The organism is Legionella sp. W05-934-2, assembly GCF_964199965.1.
GTDB lineage: Bacteria > Pseudomonadota > Gammaproteobacteria > Legionellales > Legionellaceae > JAFIFT01.
Genome location: NZ_CAXMZT010000006.1, coordinates 148,779 through 167,364 on the forward strand (window position 1 = coordinate 148,779; position 18,586 = coordinate 167,364).

Below are 18,586 nucleotides of genomic sequence, written 5' to 3' on the forward strand. Positions count from 1 at the left end.
GCCATTTCTCTTTCTCCTAGGGACACTATAAATTTTTTCATGATCATAGCTGCTTTTAGCGCGAAAATAAACAAATTCTAACCAATAAACCGTTTATTTATCGAATTAAATCCACAACACTATTTTGCATGCAATAGGTGTACACTTATGAATCGATCACACGTTCAAACTCAACTAAATTCGGTTGATAATCGAGATTCAATGGCAAGTCGGGACAAACAAAAAACTGGTCAATGACGGATTGAGGGATATCAGCGATTTGACCAAATTGCCATCGTGGTTTTTTGTCCTTGTCGATGACTTGGGCGCGCACCCCTTCATAAAAATCAGCGCATCGCATAAAGTGATATGCCACTGTATGGTCAAGTTGGTAAGTACTTGCTTGGTCACCGTCTCGAACTTTTTTCATGAGATCAAACGTAACTCGCAAACTTAAAGGACATGCATTGTTTAGTTGGTTCAACGTTTGTTGTGCCCAGGCATCTGACATTTTCCCTAAGGCTTCTATCATCTCTTCCACGGAACCCTTTGAAAAGACGGTATCAATTCGATCGCGTAGCAACGCAATGGGGGCCTCGCCCTTTTGTGATTTATCCGATAATGCTGTTGTCAGCATTTGATAGATGGCTTTATCCGTACCATTTTCCTTAGCCATTGTTTGGATTTGTAACGCAACGTCATCCTCAAGAACACCTCCGACTAACCCTAAATAATGGGCATCATGGGCATTCATACGTTGGCCTGTCAATGCCAAATAAAGGCCTGTAAAACCAGGACACTGACTCAAACGATAGCTCATGCCCACATCTGGGAAAAAGCCAATCCCAGTCTCCGGCATGGCAAACATGGCTTTTTCAGTCGCATAGATGGTATTGGCAGGCATTAACAATCCCATTCCGCCACCAATTAAAAACCCATCGACAATCGCCACCACGGGCTTGGAAAATTGGCCCATTGCGTAATCTAACCGATACTCATCGGCAAAAAAGGTCATTTGCCGGTCATGAAACCCTGCTTTGCCTTGTTCATAAAGCCAACGAATATCGCCACCGGCACAATAGACTTTTTGTTGTAACATGGGAAAAAGAAAGCATGTAATGTCGTCTCTTTGCGACCAATGGTAAGCATGCCAATGAATGGTTTTAATCATCGAATGCGTTAGTGAATTCAGCGCCTTTTCCCGAGACAATGTAAACACAGCCAGTTGATTTTCAATCGCAGTCTTCACCTCAACTAGCATGGATCATTCTCCTTTGAATTCGGCAGCACGCTTTTCTAAGAATGCGCTGACACCTTCTTGTTTATCAGCCGTTGCGCACGTTTTTGCAAAATGAACCGCCTCTAGATGCAAGGCATCATCTAACGCCATATCAAATCCTCTATCCACCACTTCCAAAACACTTTGAATGGCTAACGGTGCCATTTGCGTAATTTGACGTAATCGGTCTTTGGCATGAGGGAGTAATTGACCTGCTTCAACGACATCGGAAACTAATCCCCAAGCCAAGGCTTCTTCGGCGCGGATGAAACGGCCCGATAAACAAAGGTCCATGGCTCGACCTTTACCCACTAATCGCGCCAACCGTTGCGTTCCTCCATACCCAGGGATAACACCGAGTTTGACCTCAGGTTGGCCAAATTGGGCGTCAAAACTTGCGATACGGATGCTTGCGCTGATAGCCAGCTCACATCCGCCCCCAAACGCATAGCCATTGATGGCTGCAATGCTGGGTTTTCCCATTGTTTCTAAGGCACGAAATACCGATTGGCCTTGTTGAGCAAACTGATATCCCAGTTGAGCATCGCACTCAGCCAATCGTTTAATATCCGCACCCGCACAAAACGCCTTACCATTGCCAGTTAGAATGAGACCTTTGACTCGTTTATCCGACTTCGCTTGCTCAAATAGTTCTGCTAAACCACGTAAAACCTGCTCATTGAGTGCATTGAGTTTTTCAGGTCGATTCAGAGTGATGGTAGCAAGTCCCTCTTTATCCACGTCATAATTAATATGTTCCATTCCCTACTCCTATTATTCGATGACATAGTCTTCTGTTAATGTGTTCTTAGCGATGATTTCTCGCATAATCTCATTGGTGCCTTCTAAGATGCAATGAACTCTTAAGTCACGAAAGATGCGTTCAATTTGATAATCATGCAAATAACCATATCCACCATGAATTTGCATGGCTCTGTCGGCAATTTGAAATGCCGTATCCGTGGCATAGCGTTTAGCCATGGCACAATAAGTGGCTGCTTTGGGACCTTCTTGATGTAGTGCACTGGCTGCACGATACACCATCAAACGGGCTGATTCAAATTGGGTATACATATCCGAAAAATAAAATCGCAATCCTTGAAATTGTGCGATTGGCTTTTCAAATTGTTTTCGTTCCAACATATATCGTTGGCATGCTCGTAAACACGCTAAGGCTCCACCTAGCGAGCAAGCTGCTATATTGATTCTTCCGCCATTTAACGCATTTAAAGCAATGCGAAAGCCCTCTCCTTCTTTGCCAACCAAGTGGCTTTTGGGCACTTTGACATTTTCAAAATACACCATCGTCGTGGGTTGTGCCTTCCAACCCATCTTCATCTCTTGTGCACCAAAGCTCACACCAGGCATGTTCTTTTCAATCAATAAGCTAGAGATACCTCTATAGGAATTATCACCTGTCCTGACCATAGTGAGGTATAAATCAGAGACGGAACCGCCAGAAATAAATGTCTTGCAGCCGTTGACTAAATAATGATCCCCTTTATCTTCCGCGTTGGTTTTTAAAGAAGCAGCATCAGAACCTGATTCAGGCTCCGTTAAACAGTAGCTTGCCACTTTACTCATACTGGTTAATTGGGGTCCCCAATGTTTGCGAAAGGCATCATCGCTATAACGATCAATGAGTGATGCAACCATGTTATGAATGGATAAATAAGCAGTGGTGGTGATACAACCCGTGGCTAATTGTTCAAAAATAATCGCTGCATCTAATCGCGTTAGCCCTGCCCCACCAATATCCTCACGACAAACCATCGCCGCCATCCCCAGTTGGGCCGCTTCTTTTAATACATTAATTGGAAAGGTGTGATTTAAATCCCATTGCCCGGCATTGGGTCTGAGTTTTTCCTCAGCAAAGTTGGCAGCCATGTCGCGGAATGCGAGATGTTCCTCAGACAAGTTAAAATCCATATTTTTTTCCTTTAATACTTTTCAACATGGTAAACAATGATATCATATGGCGGAATTTGGTAAATAAGAATAATTCGACTCCTTAGCAATAGCCTAGCGTGTCCTGAAAAAAACAATAAAAATAATCAGTATGTCTATAGCATTAACGCCTTCTAAAACAAACCCATCGGCTATTTCTGTTTTACAAACCGTATTTGGCTTTGAAACGTTTCGCCAACCCCAAGCCGATATCATCCAAGATCTGATAGAAGGTAAAGACACCCTGGTACTCATGCCAACGGGTGGGGGGAAATCCATTTGTTATCAAGTGCCTGCCTTAATTCGTTCCGGTGTGGCATTGGTTGTCTCACCCTTAATTGCTCTGATGGCCGATCAGGTGGATGCCCTTCGTTCGTTAGGCATTCGCGCCGCCTTTTATAATTCGTCCTTATCGCCCGAAGAAGCGCGTAGCGTCTTGTCTCAATTACATGCGAATCAATTGGATTTATTATACATTGCCCCTGAGCGCTTGGTCAGTGATTCGTTTTTGCAACGACTCGATGAATGTGAGCTCTCGCTATTTGCCATTGACGAAGCGCATTGCATATCCCAATGGGGACACGATTTTCGCCCTGAATATGCTGCCCTTGGTTGCTTAAAATCAAGGTTCCCTCATGTGCCAATCATTGCACTCACCGCCACAGCTGACAAACAAACACAAAAAGACATCATTGCCAAACTTCACTACCAACCCAAATATTACATTGCCTCCTTTAATCGCCCTAATATTTACTACAAGGTGGTGATTAAAGAAAATGGCCTTTCGCAAATTAAACAATTTCTAGCAGACAAAACAGGTCAATCAGGCATCATCTATTGTTCGACCCGTAAAAATGTGGAAAGTGTGTGTGAAAAATTAAAAGCGGCAGGCTTTTCTGCCCGGGCCTATCATGCAGGCCTTGACCATGAAGAGCGGCAGCGTGTCCAACATTTATTTCGCTATGATGAAATTGACATTGTGGTTGCCACCATTGCCTTTGGTATGGGTATTGATAAACCCGATGTTCGTTTTGTTATTCATTACGATCTCCCCAAATCCATTGAAAACTATTATCAAGAAACAGGCCGAGCTGGGCGTGATGGGCTGCCAGCAACCACGTTGATGTTGTATCACCCTGCTGATATCGCCCGAGTGAAATACTTCATCACGTCTAATGCCAATGAAAATCAACAAAAAGTCGAGCAACATAAGCTCAATCATATGATTGCCTATGCGGAGGCCAACCACTGCCGACGGCAAATTCTGCTTAGATATTTTGATGAAAATTGTCCCACAAGTTGTCAAAATTGTGATGTCTGTGACAACCCGCCCGAAACAGTGGATGTCAGCGAAGAAGCGCAGAAATTTCTTTCCTGTGTTTACCGGCTCAAGCAATCTTATGGTATTCAACAAGTCATTGACGTATTACGTGGGATTGAAAACGATAAGATAATCCATGCCGGTCATCACAAATTAAGTACGTATGGGATCGGCCAGGATAAACCCATTCATTTTTGGCGCCATCTTGCCTGGTATTTAATTTTACATGATTATTGCTATCAAGATTTTGATCAATTCGGCGTTTTAAAATTAACCGAAAAATCGAGAGGATTATTAAAAGGCGAAACGCATATCGCTATCGCCCTTCCGAAAAAAGAACCCAAAGCTTCACGCAAACAAAGGCTATCTTCAACGCCATCAGGCAATAAACAGCACCCATTATTTATCGCCCTACGTGATAAACGCAAATTAGTCGCTCAAGAAGAAAATAAACCCCCTTTTATGATTTTCAGTGATGCATCATTATTTGATATGGTAGCCAAAAAGCCACAAAATTTAGCGGAATTTGCACTGGTTCATGGCGTTGGTCAACATAAGTTAAGCCATTATGGGAAAGCATTTCTTGAGGTGATTTCTGTTCATGTGGATTGATTTAGTGAAGCTATGTTTCAATATACCTTACTATTTCAATTGACGCTTCAATATAAAAGCATCTTCACAACCGGTTAGGTCTTTGTAATATTGTTCTTTCACCCCGGCTTGTTGAAAACCATATTTTTGATAGAGGTTTATGGCGGCATGATTTGATGGCCTAACCTCCAAAATAATGTGATCGATTTCTTTTATAGCAATCACTTCGTCAATCAATTCGTCGAGTAATTGACTGGCTAGGCCTTTTCGCTGGTAAGGCGTATCGATAGCAAGATTTAAGATATGACAGGCGTTATTTAAGTGGCGAGAAATGCAATAGCCTATTATTTTTTGAGGGTGGTGGTCTGAATCGAGCATGACATGGCAGCGGTAATTTAGCCATAAGCAATGGTGAAATATGTCATGCCCCCAGGGAAGTGGATGAATGCGCTTTTCGATTTGGCATACCTGACTTAAATCCACCGGAGTCATGGTTCGTATCAATGGCATGATAAGCAAGTGATGTTAAAATATTAGTTTAATGCAAAACCCGCTTGGAATAAAGCGCTGGCATTCCAGAAAGTATTCTGTAATCATAAACATAGAGATTAACAAAGGACGGGCTTTCGTGAAAAAAAACGATACCTTTTACAGTTTAGAAACGTTGGGGGGAATTTTATTATTTTTCTCAGCCGCTATCGCCATCATCATTGCCAATACCCCCATGCGATTTGCATACAACCAGCTCATTGCCACACCGGTTCTCTTTCAAATCGGTGATTTTCATATTAATAAGCCGCTCTTGCTGTGGGTCAATGATGGCTTGATGTCGATCTATTTTTTACTCGTTGGATTAGAAATCAAACGTGAGATTAAACGTGGGATTCTTAGCGATAAAACGTCCATCTTAGTGCCAGCCATAACAGCACTCTCTGGCTTATTAGTCCCCGCCTTGATATTTACCCTGTTTAATGTTCATGATAAGGTGTATTTGCAAGGATGGGCCATTCCTTCTGCAACCGATATTGCCTTTACGTTAGGTATCTTATCGCTATTGGGTTCTCGCATCCCCGTTTCGTTAAAAATATTACTCACCGCCATTGCCATTTTTGATGATATGGCTGCCATTGCCATCATCGCCGTGTTTTATACAGGCTCCTTATCCTTTTTATCGTTATGTTTCGCAGGCCTATTTGTTATCACACTGATTGGACTGAATTATTTTGGCTGCAAGAAAGTCTCCGTCTTTGTTTTTTTTGGCGTCTTACTTTGGGTCGCCGTATTAAAATCAGGGGTTCATGCAACCCTTGCTGGCATTGTTTTAGCAATGACTATCCCAGACCAACAGCAAGGTAATAAGCCATCCATGCTGGAAACATTTGAGCATGAATTACATCCTTGGATCGTGTTTTTAATATTACCAGCATTTGCCTTAGTCAATGCAGGCGTGTCTTTAGTTGATATCCAATGGCAGATGTTTGTTCATCCAATTGTTTTGGGTATTGCTTTCGGATTATTTTTTGGTAAGCAGCTCGGCATCTTTATGCCACTGTATTATTTTGTGAAACATCGTAGCTATCTTCAATCCGACCGCATCAGTATAGGACAAACCTACGGTCTTGCCCTACTCTGCGGCGTTGGCTTTACCATGAGTTTATTCATTGGTGGTTTAGCTTATAAACAAACGCACCCTGAGTTGATGAATCTAGTTAAAATTGGGGTATTGTGCGGGTCTACTATGGCAGGGATTTTGGGCTATCTTGTCTTGCGTTATACCTCAACCAATCGTAAATAGGCAAATCGAAAAAGTTTAACCTATCGAATCTAGCAATTCTTGCATTTGCATTAGTTATTGACTATGTTTAAAGTGAATTCATTATGTTTGGATAATTGTCAACTGGAGGTTTGTATGCCTGATAATGACAAAAGTAGCGGCTTGTTAGATGGCTTAGGAGGGCTAACAGGGGGTAACGCAAAAGGGGAATCTAAAGGGATAGGCGAAAGCTTAGGTAATACAGTTGATGGTGTTTTGGGTAATACGGGTATAGGTAATGAGGTTGGTAAGCTGGCTGATGGCGTGCTCAAGGAAGTGGGCCTTGAAGATACAAAAGGCGATTTGGACATCAGTGAAGTAACCGATATGGTAAATAAGATATAACCCCACCCTTCCGTTGCCACATACAACCTGTATAATATCCTTTTTCACTCGAAAAGGGATATATGCATGCCTAAAAATGCTATCTATGCTCAATCCGGTGGTGTCACCGCTGTCATCAACGCATCGGCTTGCGGTCTGATTGAAACCGCCCGTCAACATGCGGATAAAATCGGCAAAGTATTCGCTGCCAAAAATGGCATCATTGGTGCCTTAAATAACGAGTTAATAGACACATCGCTTGAATCTGATGCCAGTATTGCTGCCCTAAAGCATACCCCTTCGGGCGCGTTTGGCTCATGTCGTTATAAATTAAAAAATAATATCGAAGAATATAAGCAACTTATTAATGTCTTTAAACAACATGATATCGGCTATTTCTTTTACAATGGCGGCGGTGACTCTCAAGATACGGCGAATAAAGTGGCCCAACTTAGCCGTGAGATGGATTACCCCATGACCTGTATTGGCATCCCCAAAACCGTGGATAATGATTTACCCTTTACTGATAATTGTCCAGGATTTGGCTCGGTGGCCAAATACATTGCCATTTCGACGTTAGAAGCCGGTTTTGATGTCGCTTCCATGGCAGCAACGTCCACCAAAGTCTTTATTTTAGAAGTGATGGGACGTCATGCTGGCTGGATTGCCGCGGCCAGCGGGTTAGCAAACACCAATCCCAATCTCCCCCCACACCTTATATTATTTCCTGAAGTGGTTTTTGATAAAAATAAAGTGCTGGCAGAAGTCGATCGCTGTGTGAAAACACATGGCTATTGTGTCATGGTTGTCTCTGAAGGAATACGCAATCACGAAGGTCAATTTATTTCCGATGCCGGCACCCGCGATGCCTTTGGTCATGCCCAATTAGGCGGGGTTGCGCCAACCATTGCGCAAATGGTCAAAGACGAATTGGGACATAAATACCATTGGGCAGTGGCTGATTATCTGCAACGGGCTGCGCGTCATATTGCCTCCCAAGTGGATGTGGATCATGCTTATGCCCTAGGCAAGGCGGCCGTTGAACTAGCACTTGCCGGTAAAAATGCGATTATGCCCATTATCAAACGGCTTAACGATGAGCCCTATGAATGGGCCATTGATCATGTGCCCTTATCCGAAGTTGCCAATGTGGAAAAAGCCATGCCCAAAGAATATATACGAGCCGATAACTTTGGTATTACCGATGCCTGCCGTCGCTATTTGTTACCACTCATCCAGGGAGAAGCCTATCCCCCTTATGAAAACGGCTTACCCGTCTATGTCCGATTAAAAAATCAATTGGCTAAATAATATCTACCCGGGGTTATTATAAAAATACTCCCGGGTAAAATTTTCAAGATGGCCAGTCGTTGCGAGCATAAGCGAAGCAATCCAGATCGATGTCACGTTAAAATTTTTCACTGGTTTTCTTCGTTCTGCTCTCCCTTTATTAGCTTCACGATTTGTTTCTAATTTGTGCGCATCGATCTTCTGGACTGCTACAAAGCGATCTTCTAGGCAAAAAAAAAGCCGCTTAATCAAGCGGCTTTTAAGAGATTATTATTAGATATTATGCACCACCATTACGACACTCGGAAGGGACGTATTTGTAATTAGCTAAAGCAGCTGTATTACAAGTCCATGTAATAGGATCCCCTGCGTTAGCTTGAGCTGGCACGAGCGTCATAACAACGTTTTGCGCTGCAGCTCCCATGGTGACTGTTATTGTTCCACCGTTAGCAATGGTCACTGAGGCAACGTTCGCAGTGGCAGCTGGCAAACCAGTATAACCGGAGTTTTGCTGGGTAATGTTAGCCAGTGCAGTACCACTTTGTACTGTCTCAGATACCGCTGTTTTCGCAGCAGAAGCTAGTCCTAAGCCTTCTGAAATACGAGCTCTAACAGTGTAATCTTGGTAAGCTGGAATCGCTACTGCTGCTAAAATACCAACAATCGCGACCACAATCATCAATTCAATCAGTGTAAAACCTTTGGATTTCATCTTCTTCTCCTGTACATTATCGACGTAGATACTGTTGCAAATTTAATGCCACTTACCACTATAAAGCAGATTTGCCCTGTAAGCCAATGAATTCATTGTTAAATTAAATTCCACCCAAAATTGACCAATATTATTACACCCTGCATATAGTGACACTTTTTGTCATATAGTGACATTTTTAACACATTTTGCGTTGATATTGGCATTACCTTGATTTTTACAATAATTTCTCGTAAAGTTGCGCCAAACCCTCCAGGAGATGCCGAACATGAATGTTTTAACCGTCAATTGTGAAGATAACCAAGCCCCCCGTTATTTTTGTCAGTCGATGCGTAACACGGGATTTGGCGTTTTAGAAAATCATCCTATTTCCCTGGAGCTTGTCCATGATGTCTATGAAGAGTGGCGTTTATTCTTTGCCGATGAATCACGTAAACAAGCCACACTCTATCATCGCGAAACCCAAGATGGTTTTTTCCCATCCAGTATCTCTGAGATTGCAAAAGGGGCTGAGATAAAAGATATCAAGGAATATTACCAATATTACCCTTGGGGACAATATCCTAGCCAAATAAGCGATAAAACGAAACAACTCTATCAACAGCTTACCCAATTTGCTAGCACGATACTTGGGTGGTTAGAGCAATACTTACCAACTGACATGGCGGGTCAACTATCGATGCCATTATCCGATATGATTACTGATTCGCAGCAAACCATGCTAAGAATTCTGCACTACCCACCTTTATCGGGTAATGAGCCCAAAGGCGCGGTCCGTGCAGCAGCACATGAAGACATTAACCTAATTACGTTATTAGTTGGCGCAACCCAGTCAGGATTGCAAGTAAAAGATATCGATGGCAAATGGCACAACGTACCTGGCTCTCACCGAAGTATTATCGTCAATGTTGGCGATATGTTAGATTTAGCAACCCAGGGTTATTATCGTTCAACCACCCATCGCGTTATCAACCCAGACAAGGGTGAAAATAAGTCACGGTTATCAATGCCCTTGTTTTTGCACCCCCGCCCAGAGGTGCCATTGTCACCGGAAAAGACAGCTAAGCAATACTTAGTTGAGCGCCTGACTGAGCTAGGAGTATTATAACGATGCAAGATAGCTTACCACTGCCAACAAACTATCTTCAATCCATTAAAGCCTATTTATTACAGCTACAAACCAATATCTGTCAAACATTAGCACAATGCGATGGACAAGCGTCTTTTATTATTGATGAATGGACTCGTGAACAAGGCGGAGGCGGTATTAGCCGTGTCCTTGAAAAGGGTTTTGTATTTGAAAAGGCCGGTGTTAACTTTTCCCATGTATATGGTCATACCCTCCCCCCCTCTGCCAGCGCCAACCGACCCCAATTAGCCGGTCGTGATTTCCAGGCATTAGGGGTATCATTAGTGATTCATCCAAGAAATCCTTATGTCCCAACCTCTCATGCCAACGTTCGTTTTTTTGTCGCCAATCATGAGTCTGAACCCCCTATTTGGTGGTTTGGTGGTGGTTTTGATTTAACACCCTATTATGGATTTATGGAAGACTGTGTGCACTGGCATGAAGTGGCCAAATCTGCCTGCGATCCGTTTGGTGCTGCTATCTATGAGAAATTTAAAACATGGTGTGATGATTATTTTTTCCTAAAACATCGTCAAGAAGCGCGAGGGATTGGCGGTTTGTTCTTTGATGATTATTGTGAACACAGTTTTGAACACAGCTTTGCGTTGATGCAGAGCATTGGCAACGCGTATATTGACGCGTATGTGCCCATTGTTGAAAAACGAAAAAATCAGGCTTATGGCGATAGAGAACGAGACTTTCAATTATACCGTCGCGGACGTTACGTTGAATTTAATTTGGTTTATGACAGAGGCACGTTATTTGGATTGCAGTCCGGCGGTCGAACCGAGTCGATATTAATGTCCCTACCACCTGAAGTTCGATGGACCTATGATTGGCATCCCGAGCCTGGAACACCCGAAAGCGCACTATACGAGACTTATTTGCCCAGGCGCGATTGGTTAAATCGGTAATACCAAATACTCGCACAGACAAATAAATTACAGATGGCTAAAACTAAAAACACGCCTTGTATGCTAACATTAATCTCTAACAGCAACATCACTAATAAACTACCCAATACCATGAAAGCGGCATTGAGAATATTATTGGCTGCAATCGTTCGCGAGCGATGACTAATTGGACTTTTGGTTTGTAATAGCGTGTAGCATGGCACAATATACATGCCGCCACAAAAGCATAAAGCAAAAAAATCGACTATTGCTCGCCAATTGGGTAGCGCGCTAACAAACTGGTGTAAATTTTGTAGATGATTACTACCCGCCCCTCTGAGGGTATGCGGTGGTAGGTAATACAAATCAAAGGCAAAAACACTCATCAACAACAATGCCAATGGCACCCACTTTAACGTTACTTTCCCTTTTAAGAAATAATTAATAGCCAAGGAACCGGACGCAATGCCAATAGAAAACAAAATTAGGAATAAAGCAAACACTTTATTGTTAGCGATCAATACAAAGCGTACATAATCGGGCAGTTTTATCATAACCACAGCACCGATTAACCAAAACCAAGAAATTGCCAGAATTATCGCTAATATCAATGGTTGGTGAAGCGATTGCTTAAGCATTTGATACGTTGCTCGAAAAAAATGCCAATCAATGGATAGGGTTTTTGCTTCATGCAGATCCAAAGGAATATACAAGCTCGATAATAACCCTAACCATGCCACGACATTGGTTAACAAAATCGCCCAAAAAACAGACTCATGGCCAACCGTCAAAGCACCCAACGAGGTACCCAGCAAGATAGCGATAAAGGTGCTCGCCTCAATTAAAGCCGTTCCCGCTAATAGTCGCTCTTGCTTAAGCAATTCCGGTAAGATGGCATATTTAACAGGCCCAAAAAAGGTTGAATGGATGCCCATACCGCATAAAATAGCCATGAGAAGATAGATATTGCCCAGATATAAGGCAAAACTTCCAAATGCGATAAGAAAACATTCAAATACCTTGATCCATCTCGCAATAATGGCTTTATTAAATTTATCGGCTAATTGTCCGGCTGTGGCAGAAAACAGAAAAAATGGAATGGTAAATACGGTGCCAGACAGGGCTTGATAAAACTGGGACGCTTCTTCGCTTTGATTTAAATAGAAGCTTATCAAGGTAAGCATGGCGAGTTTAAATGCATTATCATTAAACGCGCCAAAAAACTGGGTAAAAAAAAGCGGACGATAACATCTATCGCCAAGCAAACGCCATGTTGAATGGGATAAATGCTCGGTCAAATTTTTCTCCATTTTGGATTAGGCAGTGGTTGTGCGATCACTTAACTGACTTAGTAGTTTTTCGATAGCATTGGTGTGGGGCATAGAACCAGCTAACATCGCATTGACACGATCCTCATAATGCGCTTTGACCTCCAAATCCGGAAAGATATAAAACTGACCAGCTTCAACCCCCTGATAAATGGACTGTGCAACATCATCGGCTGAGCGGCTATAAGCAAGCACTTTTGCTAGCTTCTCATGCATGGGGTCGCGGTGAACAGGTGCTGAATTATTCAATAAGCTGGTATCTACGAAGGACGGGCAGATCACCGAAACACCGATGGGATGATTGAGCCTTTGAATATCAAAATAGAGGGATTCCGACAAAGCAATAATAGCAGACTTAGACATAGCATACGCCCCAACTTGGGATCCACTAAACAAACCATACATGCTTGCCATGTTGATGATTTTGCATTCATGGGGCTGTTTGATCATTAAAGGCGTAAACGCTTGGATGCAGTGAATAATACCATGCAAATTCACATCGAGGATGGTGCGTATATGCGCCAAAGGCATTTGCCAGATTGGCGCTAAACGGCCACTGATGCCTGCATTATTGAATAACCAGTCAATTCGGCCAAAATGCTCTATGGCCTGTTTAGCTAATTGGTTAACACTATCCATGCTGGTTACATCAGTCACAACACCGTAAATGTCAGCATCACTTTCACTCGATAACAATTCAACTTGATCGCAAAGCTCTGTCACCGCTTTATCTGCCATAACAACATTGATGTTGTTTTGCAAACAGACTTTGGTAAAAGCTAAACCAATTCCACTCGCAGCTCCAGTGATGACAGCCACTCTTCGATTAGCGTCCATTCCAATCTCTCCAAGTTTGGATTTTTAATCGTTTGATCATAACGTTCGTTCATTTTCTTTAAGGGCATCATACAATAAGTAAATGCTTCAATGCTACCTCTTTATGACGATTCCACAATCAAGCTTTACTTATTCACGCGCTGCCTCAACCACAACTTCTTTTGCTTTCAATCCTTTAGGACTTCGATCCACTTCAAAGCTCACTGGTTCATTTTCATAAAGTGTTTTAAACCCTTCGCATTGGATGTCTCGATAATGTACAAATACATCCTCACCGTTGAGATCAATAAATCCAAATCCTTTTCGCTCATTAAACCACTTAACGGTGCCAGTTTCTCTTTGCGACATCTCTGTCAATCTCCTTCAAAAGAACAATATCATTTAATGCTAACATTGTTGGCAAATCATTAAGTGACATTGTCCAAACATATTTAAACCATTGTTTCTTCAGCTCATTAAAAATTGAACCATGCATAGAATAACAGTTTTTTGTTACATGTTAATGGAAAATTAAAAAAAATTTGTTTTTTTCCAATAACTTAAGCAAAAAGACGACACTCTTAATTAGAATTAACCAAGGCAGGGACTGATTAGGATGGTTGACCAGCAACTAACGTCATTATTGGTGACTCTGTGGGATCCGAATTCACAACCAGATTTGGGGAGCGAGCCGATGTATAGACCCAACTCAATCGGGAGTCGTCAGGCGCTGTCTCCAATCGAGGATTAAGATGCAATGCGCTTAAATTTGGGGATAAGCGTTGGTGTGTGTGTTGAATCTCATCGATTTCGCAATCAGGGTCTATTTCTAAACCAAACCGTTGTTTGATGTTTGATTTAATCACGCTCGGGGTCATCCGCCATAATAAGCTTGCAGTTGTTAACGTTACGGCTGTCGCAGCGCAGGCAACGCCCGCTGTGGCAGAAATCTCAGGGAATAAGATGACAAACACCACACAACCAATGACAGCTGTTACGGTTGCCAAAATAAAGGCCCAATTGATTGTCGATTGGATGAAGTTCAGCTGCTTTTGCGACCCGGAAGGGCTATGGCACGCTCGCCAGAGGTTTAATCCTGTTTGAAATAACGCATTAGCACTAAAAACAACGACGCTTGAAAGAAAAATCCATGGCCCAATGGCAAAAGTCGTGCCTGTCAGTAATGAAATTTCTAATAAAGCAATCGACATCGTCGCCAAGCTTGCACAAAGTGAACCAACAATAGCATTCAGCCAAAGATCAAGATTCTTATCTTTGGCTTTAATCAGCTCGTAGATGTCAACAGCAGCCAGACAAATCAGAACAAAGGAAAACATCGGCATCATGACGAGATAGAAAGGAGAAGCACCAAGAGCCAAAAACCATGGTCTACGCAACATCGACCCATACATAAGTTCTTCTAATGGCTCTTTGACATAGAGAAAAAAAGAACGAAATCGACCACTGGACAAAAATCCAACGTTCGATAACATCTTAAATGCTTCTAAAATCCTTTTAAGCACGATGTTTTCCTTATTTTCTCAATTGGGGGAACAAGATCACATCACGGATAGACGGTGAATCGGTGAATAACATCACCAGCCTATCAATGCCGATCCCTTCTCCCGCTGTTGGTGGCATCCCATATTCTAATGCCTCAATATAATCGCTATCAAAATGCATGGCTTCAAGATCGCCAGCTTCTTTTTCCTGCACTTGTTTTTCAAATCGTTGCGCTTGGTCTTGAGCATCGTTAAGTTCTGAAAACCCATTAGCAATTTCCCGACCGGCAATAAATAATTCAAATCGGTCGGTCACATCATGGTTGTGATCACTGCGTCTTGCCAAGGGTGAAACATCCGTGGGATAGGCGGTAATAAACGTTGGTTGAATCAGTTTATCTTCGACGGTTTCCTCAAATAAAATCATTTGTAATATGCCTAAGGTATCTGTTTTCTTATAGGAAAGTCCTTTTTTATCTAAGATATTTCTTAAGCTATCCACACTTTCAATCGCTTCGATGGGTAAATCCGAATGATGGGTTAATATGGCTTCTTTCACCGTTAAGCGATTAAAAGGTCTTTCAAAGCTGATAGTCTCCCCCTGATAGACAATTTCTTTTGAACCAACGAGTTGTTCGCTTAAATAACCGAATAGATCTTCAGTGAAATCCATCATGTCGTGATAGTCTGCATAAGCTTGATAGAACTCTATCATGGTAAACTCAGGATTATGGCGGGTTGAAATACCTTCATTACGAAAACTGCGATTAATCTCATAGACCCGTTCAAAGCCACCGACTACCAATCTTTTTAAATAGAGCTCTGGAGAAACCCGCAAAAATAAGTCCATATGCAAGGTATTATGGTGGGTAATAAAAGGCCTTGCTACAGCGCCACCAGGAATCGGGTGCATCATGGGTGTTTCGACTTCCAGATAATCACGCGTATCCATAAATTGACGAATATGGGTAATTAACCTCGACCGAAGTGTAAATATTATTCGCGATTCTTCATTAGCAATTAGGTCCACATAACGCTTTCGATAGCGCAATTCAACTTCCGCCAAGCCATGAAATTTATCTGGCAAAGGCCGCAATGACTTGGTTAATAACACAATATCATCGGCATGAACGGTTAATTCATTGGTATTTGTCTTAAACAACTTACCTTTTACCCCAACGATATCGCCTAAGTCCCAGTGTTTAAATTGCTCATACAATTCAGGAAGATCATTCTCACGAATATAGACTTGAATTCGACCGCTAACATCTTGAATATGAAAGAAACTTGCCTTTCCCATGACACGTCGAAGCACAATGCGTCCGGCAACCGCTGTTTGTATTGCCTTTTCTTCTAAACCGGCCTTATCTATGTCATTGTACTCAGTCATTAATTTTGCAGCTAAATGACTACGCTCAAATTGATTTGGGAATTTAAACCCAGATTCTCGCAATTCCGCTAACTTTTGGTTTCGGATTTTGTATACTTCACTTTCGTCTAAGTGCTCATCTATCATGTTTGGTCTACTCCTGCTTTTAAGCTGGCTTCAATAAAGGCATCTAAGTCCCCATCTAACACCGCCTGCGTATTGGATGTCTCAACTTGTGTTCGTAAATCTTTGATGCGCGATTGGTCTAAAACGTAAGAACGAATTTGTGATCCCCAACCAATATCAGACTTTGAGTCTTCAAGCGCTTGTTGTGCAGCATTTTGCTTTTGTATTTCTAACTCATACAGCTTTGCACGCAACTGTTTCATCGCCTGATCTTTATTCTTGTGCTGCGAACGATCATTCTGACATTGCACCACAATCCCACTGGGTAAATGAGTTATTCGAACTGCTGAATCGGTTCTATTAACGTGCTGGCCACCTGCGCCAGAAGCTCGATACGTATCAATGCGTAAATCAGCGGGGTTAATCTCAATTTCAATGTTATCGTCAATTTCTGGTGATACAAATACGGCTGCAAATGAGGTATGACGACGGTTACCCGAATCAAATGGTGACTTTCTAACCAATCGGTGCACGCCCGTCTCCGTGCGCAACCAACCATATGCATAATCCCCTTTGACATGAATTGTCGCGCTCTTGATACCCGCAACCTCACCGGGAGAACACTCAATCAGTTCCGCGTCAAAGTGATGTTGTTCAGACCAACGAAGGTACATTCGTAAAATCATTTCAGCCCAATCTTGGGCTTCGGTACCACCCGATCCGGCTTGTATATCTAAAAATGCATCATTTGCATCCATCTCACCACTGAACATTCGGCGAAATTCGAGCTGCGCAACAGACTCTTCAATCTTGTCGATATCCTGGCTCAACTCCTCAAACAGTCCCTCGTCTTGCTCGTCGAGAACGAGTTGCAATAACTCCTTGGCATCGCTGATTTGTTTGCTCAATTGCTCCAGCGTTACAACCACACTTTCTAATGAAGCGCGTTCTTTGCCAAGTGCCTGGGCATGCTCTGGGTCATTCCATATATCACTCGACTCTAATTCGCGGGAAACTTCTTCTAATCGTTCCTTTTTGCCATCAAAGTCAAAGATACCCCCGAAGATCGGCGATACGCTTCTCTAATTCTTTAATTTGTATGGTGACTTGATTGGCTTCAATCATGTTTTTTAATCCAATTTAAAATGTTGTGGGATTATACATAAAAATCATAGCATTGGCTAGGGAAGCGCCCTTAGTATACCTAGGCAGAAGTTGAGGTTTCATACCAGCAAAAATATAAGTTAACGATCGATCTTTTTGTTTATTTAATATACCATATGTTTTTGTTCTATACTATGAAAGAACGTCATGCAATAGGACTGTATCATGGAAACAAAATCGAGATTGTATTTTATCGCCTTAAAGATGGCGTTGTCTTCATTTATCCTATTAACGTTAATGTTTTTTTCAACTCCAACCTTGGCAAATAAACCCTCAAATACTAATCCAACCTATGCCAACCCAGGAACAATCACCCTAGCTCATCGCGGTAGGTGGTATGGTCCTGGGTACGGATATCGTGGCGGTATTTGGGTGAATCCAGGATGGGGCTATCCTCCTCCTTATTGGGGTCCTTGGACACCCTATTGGACAGGCGGGGTATATTGCCGTAAACGATGCTTGATCAATCGCTGGGGCCGGGTCATTAGCTGTCGGGTGAGTTGCTTTTGATTGAGATGGATGGGCATAGGCCCATCCGACAATTATGAATTACGTATCGATTAATGTGGGTTAATCTAAACCATTGGGCGAACGATTAACACATCACATTTAGCACCATGCAAAATCGCATTGGCTGTTGAGCCCAGCAATAACGCAATCCCATGTTTACCATGGCTGCCGGTGACAATGAGATCAATTTTTTGTGCCTCAGCAACACGTAGAACTTGGTTTTTTGTCGATCCCATTTCAAGAAAACGATGCTTATCATCCACGCCTAATTGTTTGGCAAGTTTCTTAAGCTCCGCTTCAGCTTGTTCTTTGATGGAAACTTCTACTTCAGCAAATCCAGAAAAACCAGGGTAAGCGTATGCAGGAATAGGCTCTACAACATGCACCAAGAATAAATCCGCCTTATTTTCATCCGCAATTTTTTTTGCTTTTTTAGCCGCTTGAATACCAACTTCATCGAAATCTGTTGCGAATAACACTCTCTTGTACATAA

At 42.3% G+C, this 18,586-nt stretch carries 19 protein-coding genes; 7 read left to right on the forward strand and 12 right to left on the reverse strand.

Going from position 1 to position 18,586, the window contains the following annotated elements; translation table 11 throughout:
- Positions 1–145: 145 nt before the first annotated feature.
- The 3 genes from AB3348_RS08680 to AB3348_RS08690 are packed head-to-tail and all read right to left on the reverse strand — an operon-like array spanning position 146 to position 3,187.
- The gene (locus AB3348_RS08680; RefSeq protein ID WP_367607199.1) at positions 146–1,240 is read right to left on the reverse strand and encodes an enoyl-CoA hydratase/isomerase family protein; all 1,095 of its coding nucleotides are present in this window, start codon (positions 1,238–1,240) and stop codon (positions 146–148) included.
- Positions 1,241–1,243: 3 nt separating this feature from the next.
- Positions 1,244–2,020, reverse strand: a complete 777-nt coding sequence (locus AB3348_RS08685) for an enoyl-CoA hydratase/isomerase family protein (protein WP_367607200.1) — start codon at positions 2,018–2,020, stop codon at positions 1,244–1,246.
- 12 nt (positions 2,021–2,032) lie between these two features.
- Positions 2,033–3,187 carry an acyl-CoA dehydrogenase family protein gene (locus AB3348_RS08690; protein ID WP_367607201.1) on the reverse strand — a complete coding sequence of 385 codons (1,155 nt, stop codon included), beginning with the start codon at positions 3,185–3,187 and terminating at the stop codon, positions 2,033–2,035.
- Between the two features lie 130 nt (positions 3,188–3,317).
- Between AB3348_RS08690 and recQ the strand changes: the two genes are divergently transcribed.
- Positions 3,318–5,138: a DNA helicase RecQ gene (gene recQ / locus AB3348_RS08695; protein WP_367607202.1), complete on the forward strand. Its 1,821-nt coding sequence runs from the start codon at positions 3,318–3,320 to the stop codon at positions 5,136–5,138.
- 30 nt (positions 5,139–5,168) lie between these two features.
- On the opposite strand, the gene rimI is transcribed toward recQ, so the two are convergent.
- Positions 5,169–5,627, reverse strand: coding sequence for a ribosomal protein S18-alanine N-acetyltransferase (gene rimI, locus AB3348_RS08700; protein WP_367607203.1), 459 nt, complete (start codon positions 5,625–5,627; stop codon positions 5,169–5,171).
- A 118-nt stretch (positions 5,628–5,745) separates the two neighbouring features.
- On the opposite strand from rimI, the gene nhaA reads away from it, so the two are divergent.
- The 3 genes from nhaA to AB3348_RS08715 all read left to right on the forward strand — a co-directional run bounded on the left by nhaA (position 5,746) and on the right by AB3348_RS08715 (position 8,565).
- Complete coding sequence (gene nhaA, locus AB3348_RS08705) at positions 5,746–6,912, forward strand: Na+/H+ antiporter NhaA (protein ID WP_367607204.1); 1,167 nt, start codon at positions 5,746–5,748, stop codon at positions 6,910–6,912.
- Between the two features lie 114 nt (positions 6,913–7,026).
- A complete protein-coding gene (locus AB3348_RS08710) occupies positions 7,027–7,275 on the forward strand; it encodes a hypothetical protein (protein WP_367607205.1) in 249 nt (82 codons plus the stop codon).
- A 66-nt stretch (positions 7,276–7,341) separates the two neighbouring features.
- On the forward strand, positions 7,342–8,565 hold the full coding sequence (locus AB3348_RS08715) for a 6-phosphofructokinase (protein WP_367607206.1): 1,224 nt from the start codon (positions 7,342–7,344) through the stop codon (positions 8,563–8,565).
- A gap of 259 nt (positions 8,566–8,824) precedes the next feature.
- Here the strand turns inward: AB3348_RS08715 and AB3348_RS08720 are convergent, their stop codons facing one another.
- Positions 8,825–9,256, reverse strand: coding sequence for a pilin (locus AB3348_RS08720; RefSeq protein ID WP_367607207.1), 432 nt, complete (start codon positions 9,254–9,256; stop codon positions 8,825–8,827).
- Positions 9,257–9,524: 268 nt separating this feature from the next.
- Here AB3348_RS08720 and AB3348_RS08725 point away from each other — a divergent pair, with 268 nt between their 5' ends.
- Together AB3348_RS08725 and hemF are read left to right on the forward strand one after the other, a co-directional pair.
- A complete protein-coding gene (locus tag AB3348_RS08725) occupies positions 9,525–10,364 on the forward strand; it encodes a 2OG-Fe(II) oxygenase family protein (RefSeq protein ID WP_367607208.1) in 840 nt (279 codons plus the stop codon).
- A 2-nt stretch (positions 10,365–10,366) separates the two neighbouring features.
- Entirely contained in the window at positions 10,367–11,299 is a 933-nt protein-coding gene (gene hemF / locus AB3348_RS08730; RefSeq protein ID WP_367607209.1) for an oxygen-dependent coproporphyrinogen oxidase, read from the forward strand.
- Here hemF and AB3348_RS08735 read toward each other — a convergent pair.
- The 6 genes from AB3348_RS08735 to prfB all read right to left on the reverse strand — a co-directional run bounded on the left by AB3348_RS08735 (position 11,266) and on the right by prfB (position 17,544).
- Positions 11,266–12,576, reverse strand: coding sequence for an MFS transporter (locus AB3348_RS08735; RefSeq protein ID WP_367607210.1), 1,311 nt, complete (start codon positions 12,574–12,576; stop codon positions 11,266–11,268). The two genes, hemF and AB3348_RS08735, sit on opposite strands and share 34 nt — an antisense overlap.
- A gap of 18 nt (positions 12,577–12,594) precedes the next feature.
- Positions 12,595–13,443, reverse strand: a complete 849-nt coding sequence (locus AB3348_RS08740; protein ID WP_367607211.1) for an SDR family NAD(P)-dependent oxidoreductase — start codon at positions 13,441–13,443, stop codon at positions 12,595–12,597.
- Positions 13,444–13,572: 129 nt separating this feature from the next.
- Positions 13,573–13,791, reverse strand: coding sequence for a cold-shock protein (locus tag AB3348_RS08745; protein ID WP_367607212.1), 219 nt, complete (start codon positions 13,789–13,791; stop codon positions 13,573–13,575).
- 242 nt (positions 13,792–14,033) lie between these two features.
- On the reverse strand, positions 14,034–14,945 hold the full coding sequence (locus AB3348_RS08750) for a hypothetical protein (RefSeq protein WP_367607213.1): 912 nt from the start codon (positions 14,943–14,945) through the stop codon (positions 14,034–14,036).
- Between the two features lie 10 nt (positions 14,946–14,955).
- Entirely contained in the window at positions 14,956–16,440 is a 1,485-nt protein-coding gene (lysS, locus tag AB3348_RS08755) for a lysine--tRNA ligase (protein WP_367607214.1), read from the reverse strand.
- Positions 16,437–17,544, reverse strand: a protein-coding gene (gene prfB, locus AB3348_RS08760) for a peptide chain release factor 2 (protein ID WP_367607215.1) whose coding sequence is annotated in 2 segments (ribosomal slippage) — positions 16,437–17,468 and positions 17,470–17,544 — 1,107 coding nt in all. Because the reading frame shifts where the segments join, the coding sequence is not laid out codon by codon here. Before prfB ends, lysS begins: the two co-directional genes overlap by 4 nt.
- Before the next feature lie 204 nt (positions 17,545–17,748).
- Between prfB and AB3348_RS08765 the strand changes: the two genes are divergently transcribed.
- Positions 17,749–18,093, forward strand: coding sequence for a hypothetical protein (locus AB3348_RS08765; RefSeq protein WP_367607216.1), 345 nt, complete (start codon positions 17,749–17,751; stop codon positions 18,091–18,093).
- A 65-nt stretch (positions 18,094–18,158) separates the two neighbouring features.
- Here the strand turns inward: AB3348_RS08765 and AB3348_RS08770 are convergent, their stop codons facing one another.
- Complete coding sequence (locus AB3348_RS08770) at positions 18,159–18,584, reverse strand: universal stress protein (protein WP_367607217.1); 426 nt, start codon at positions 18,582–18,584, stop codon at positions 18,159–18,161.
- Positions 18,585–18,586: the final 2 nt, after the last annotated feature.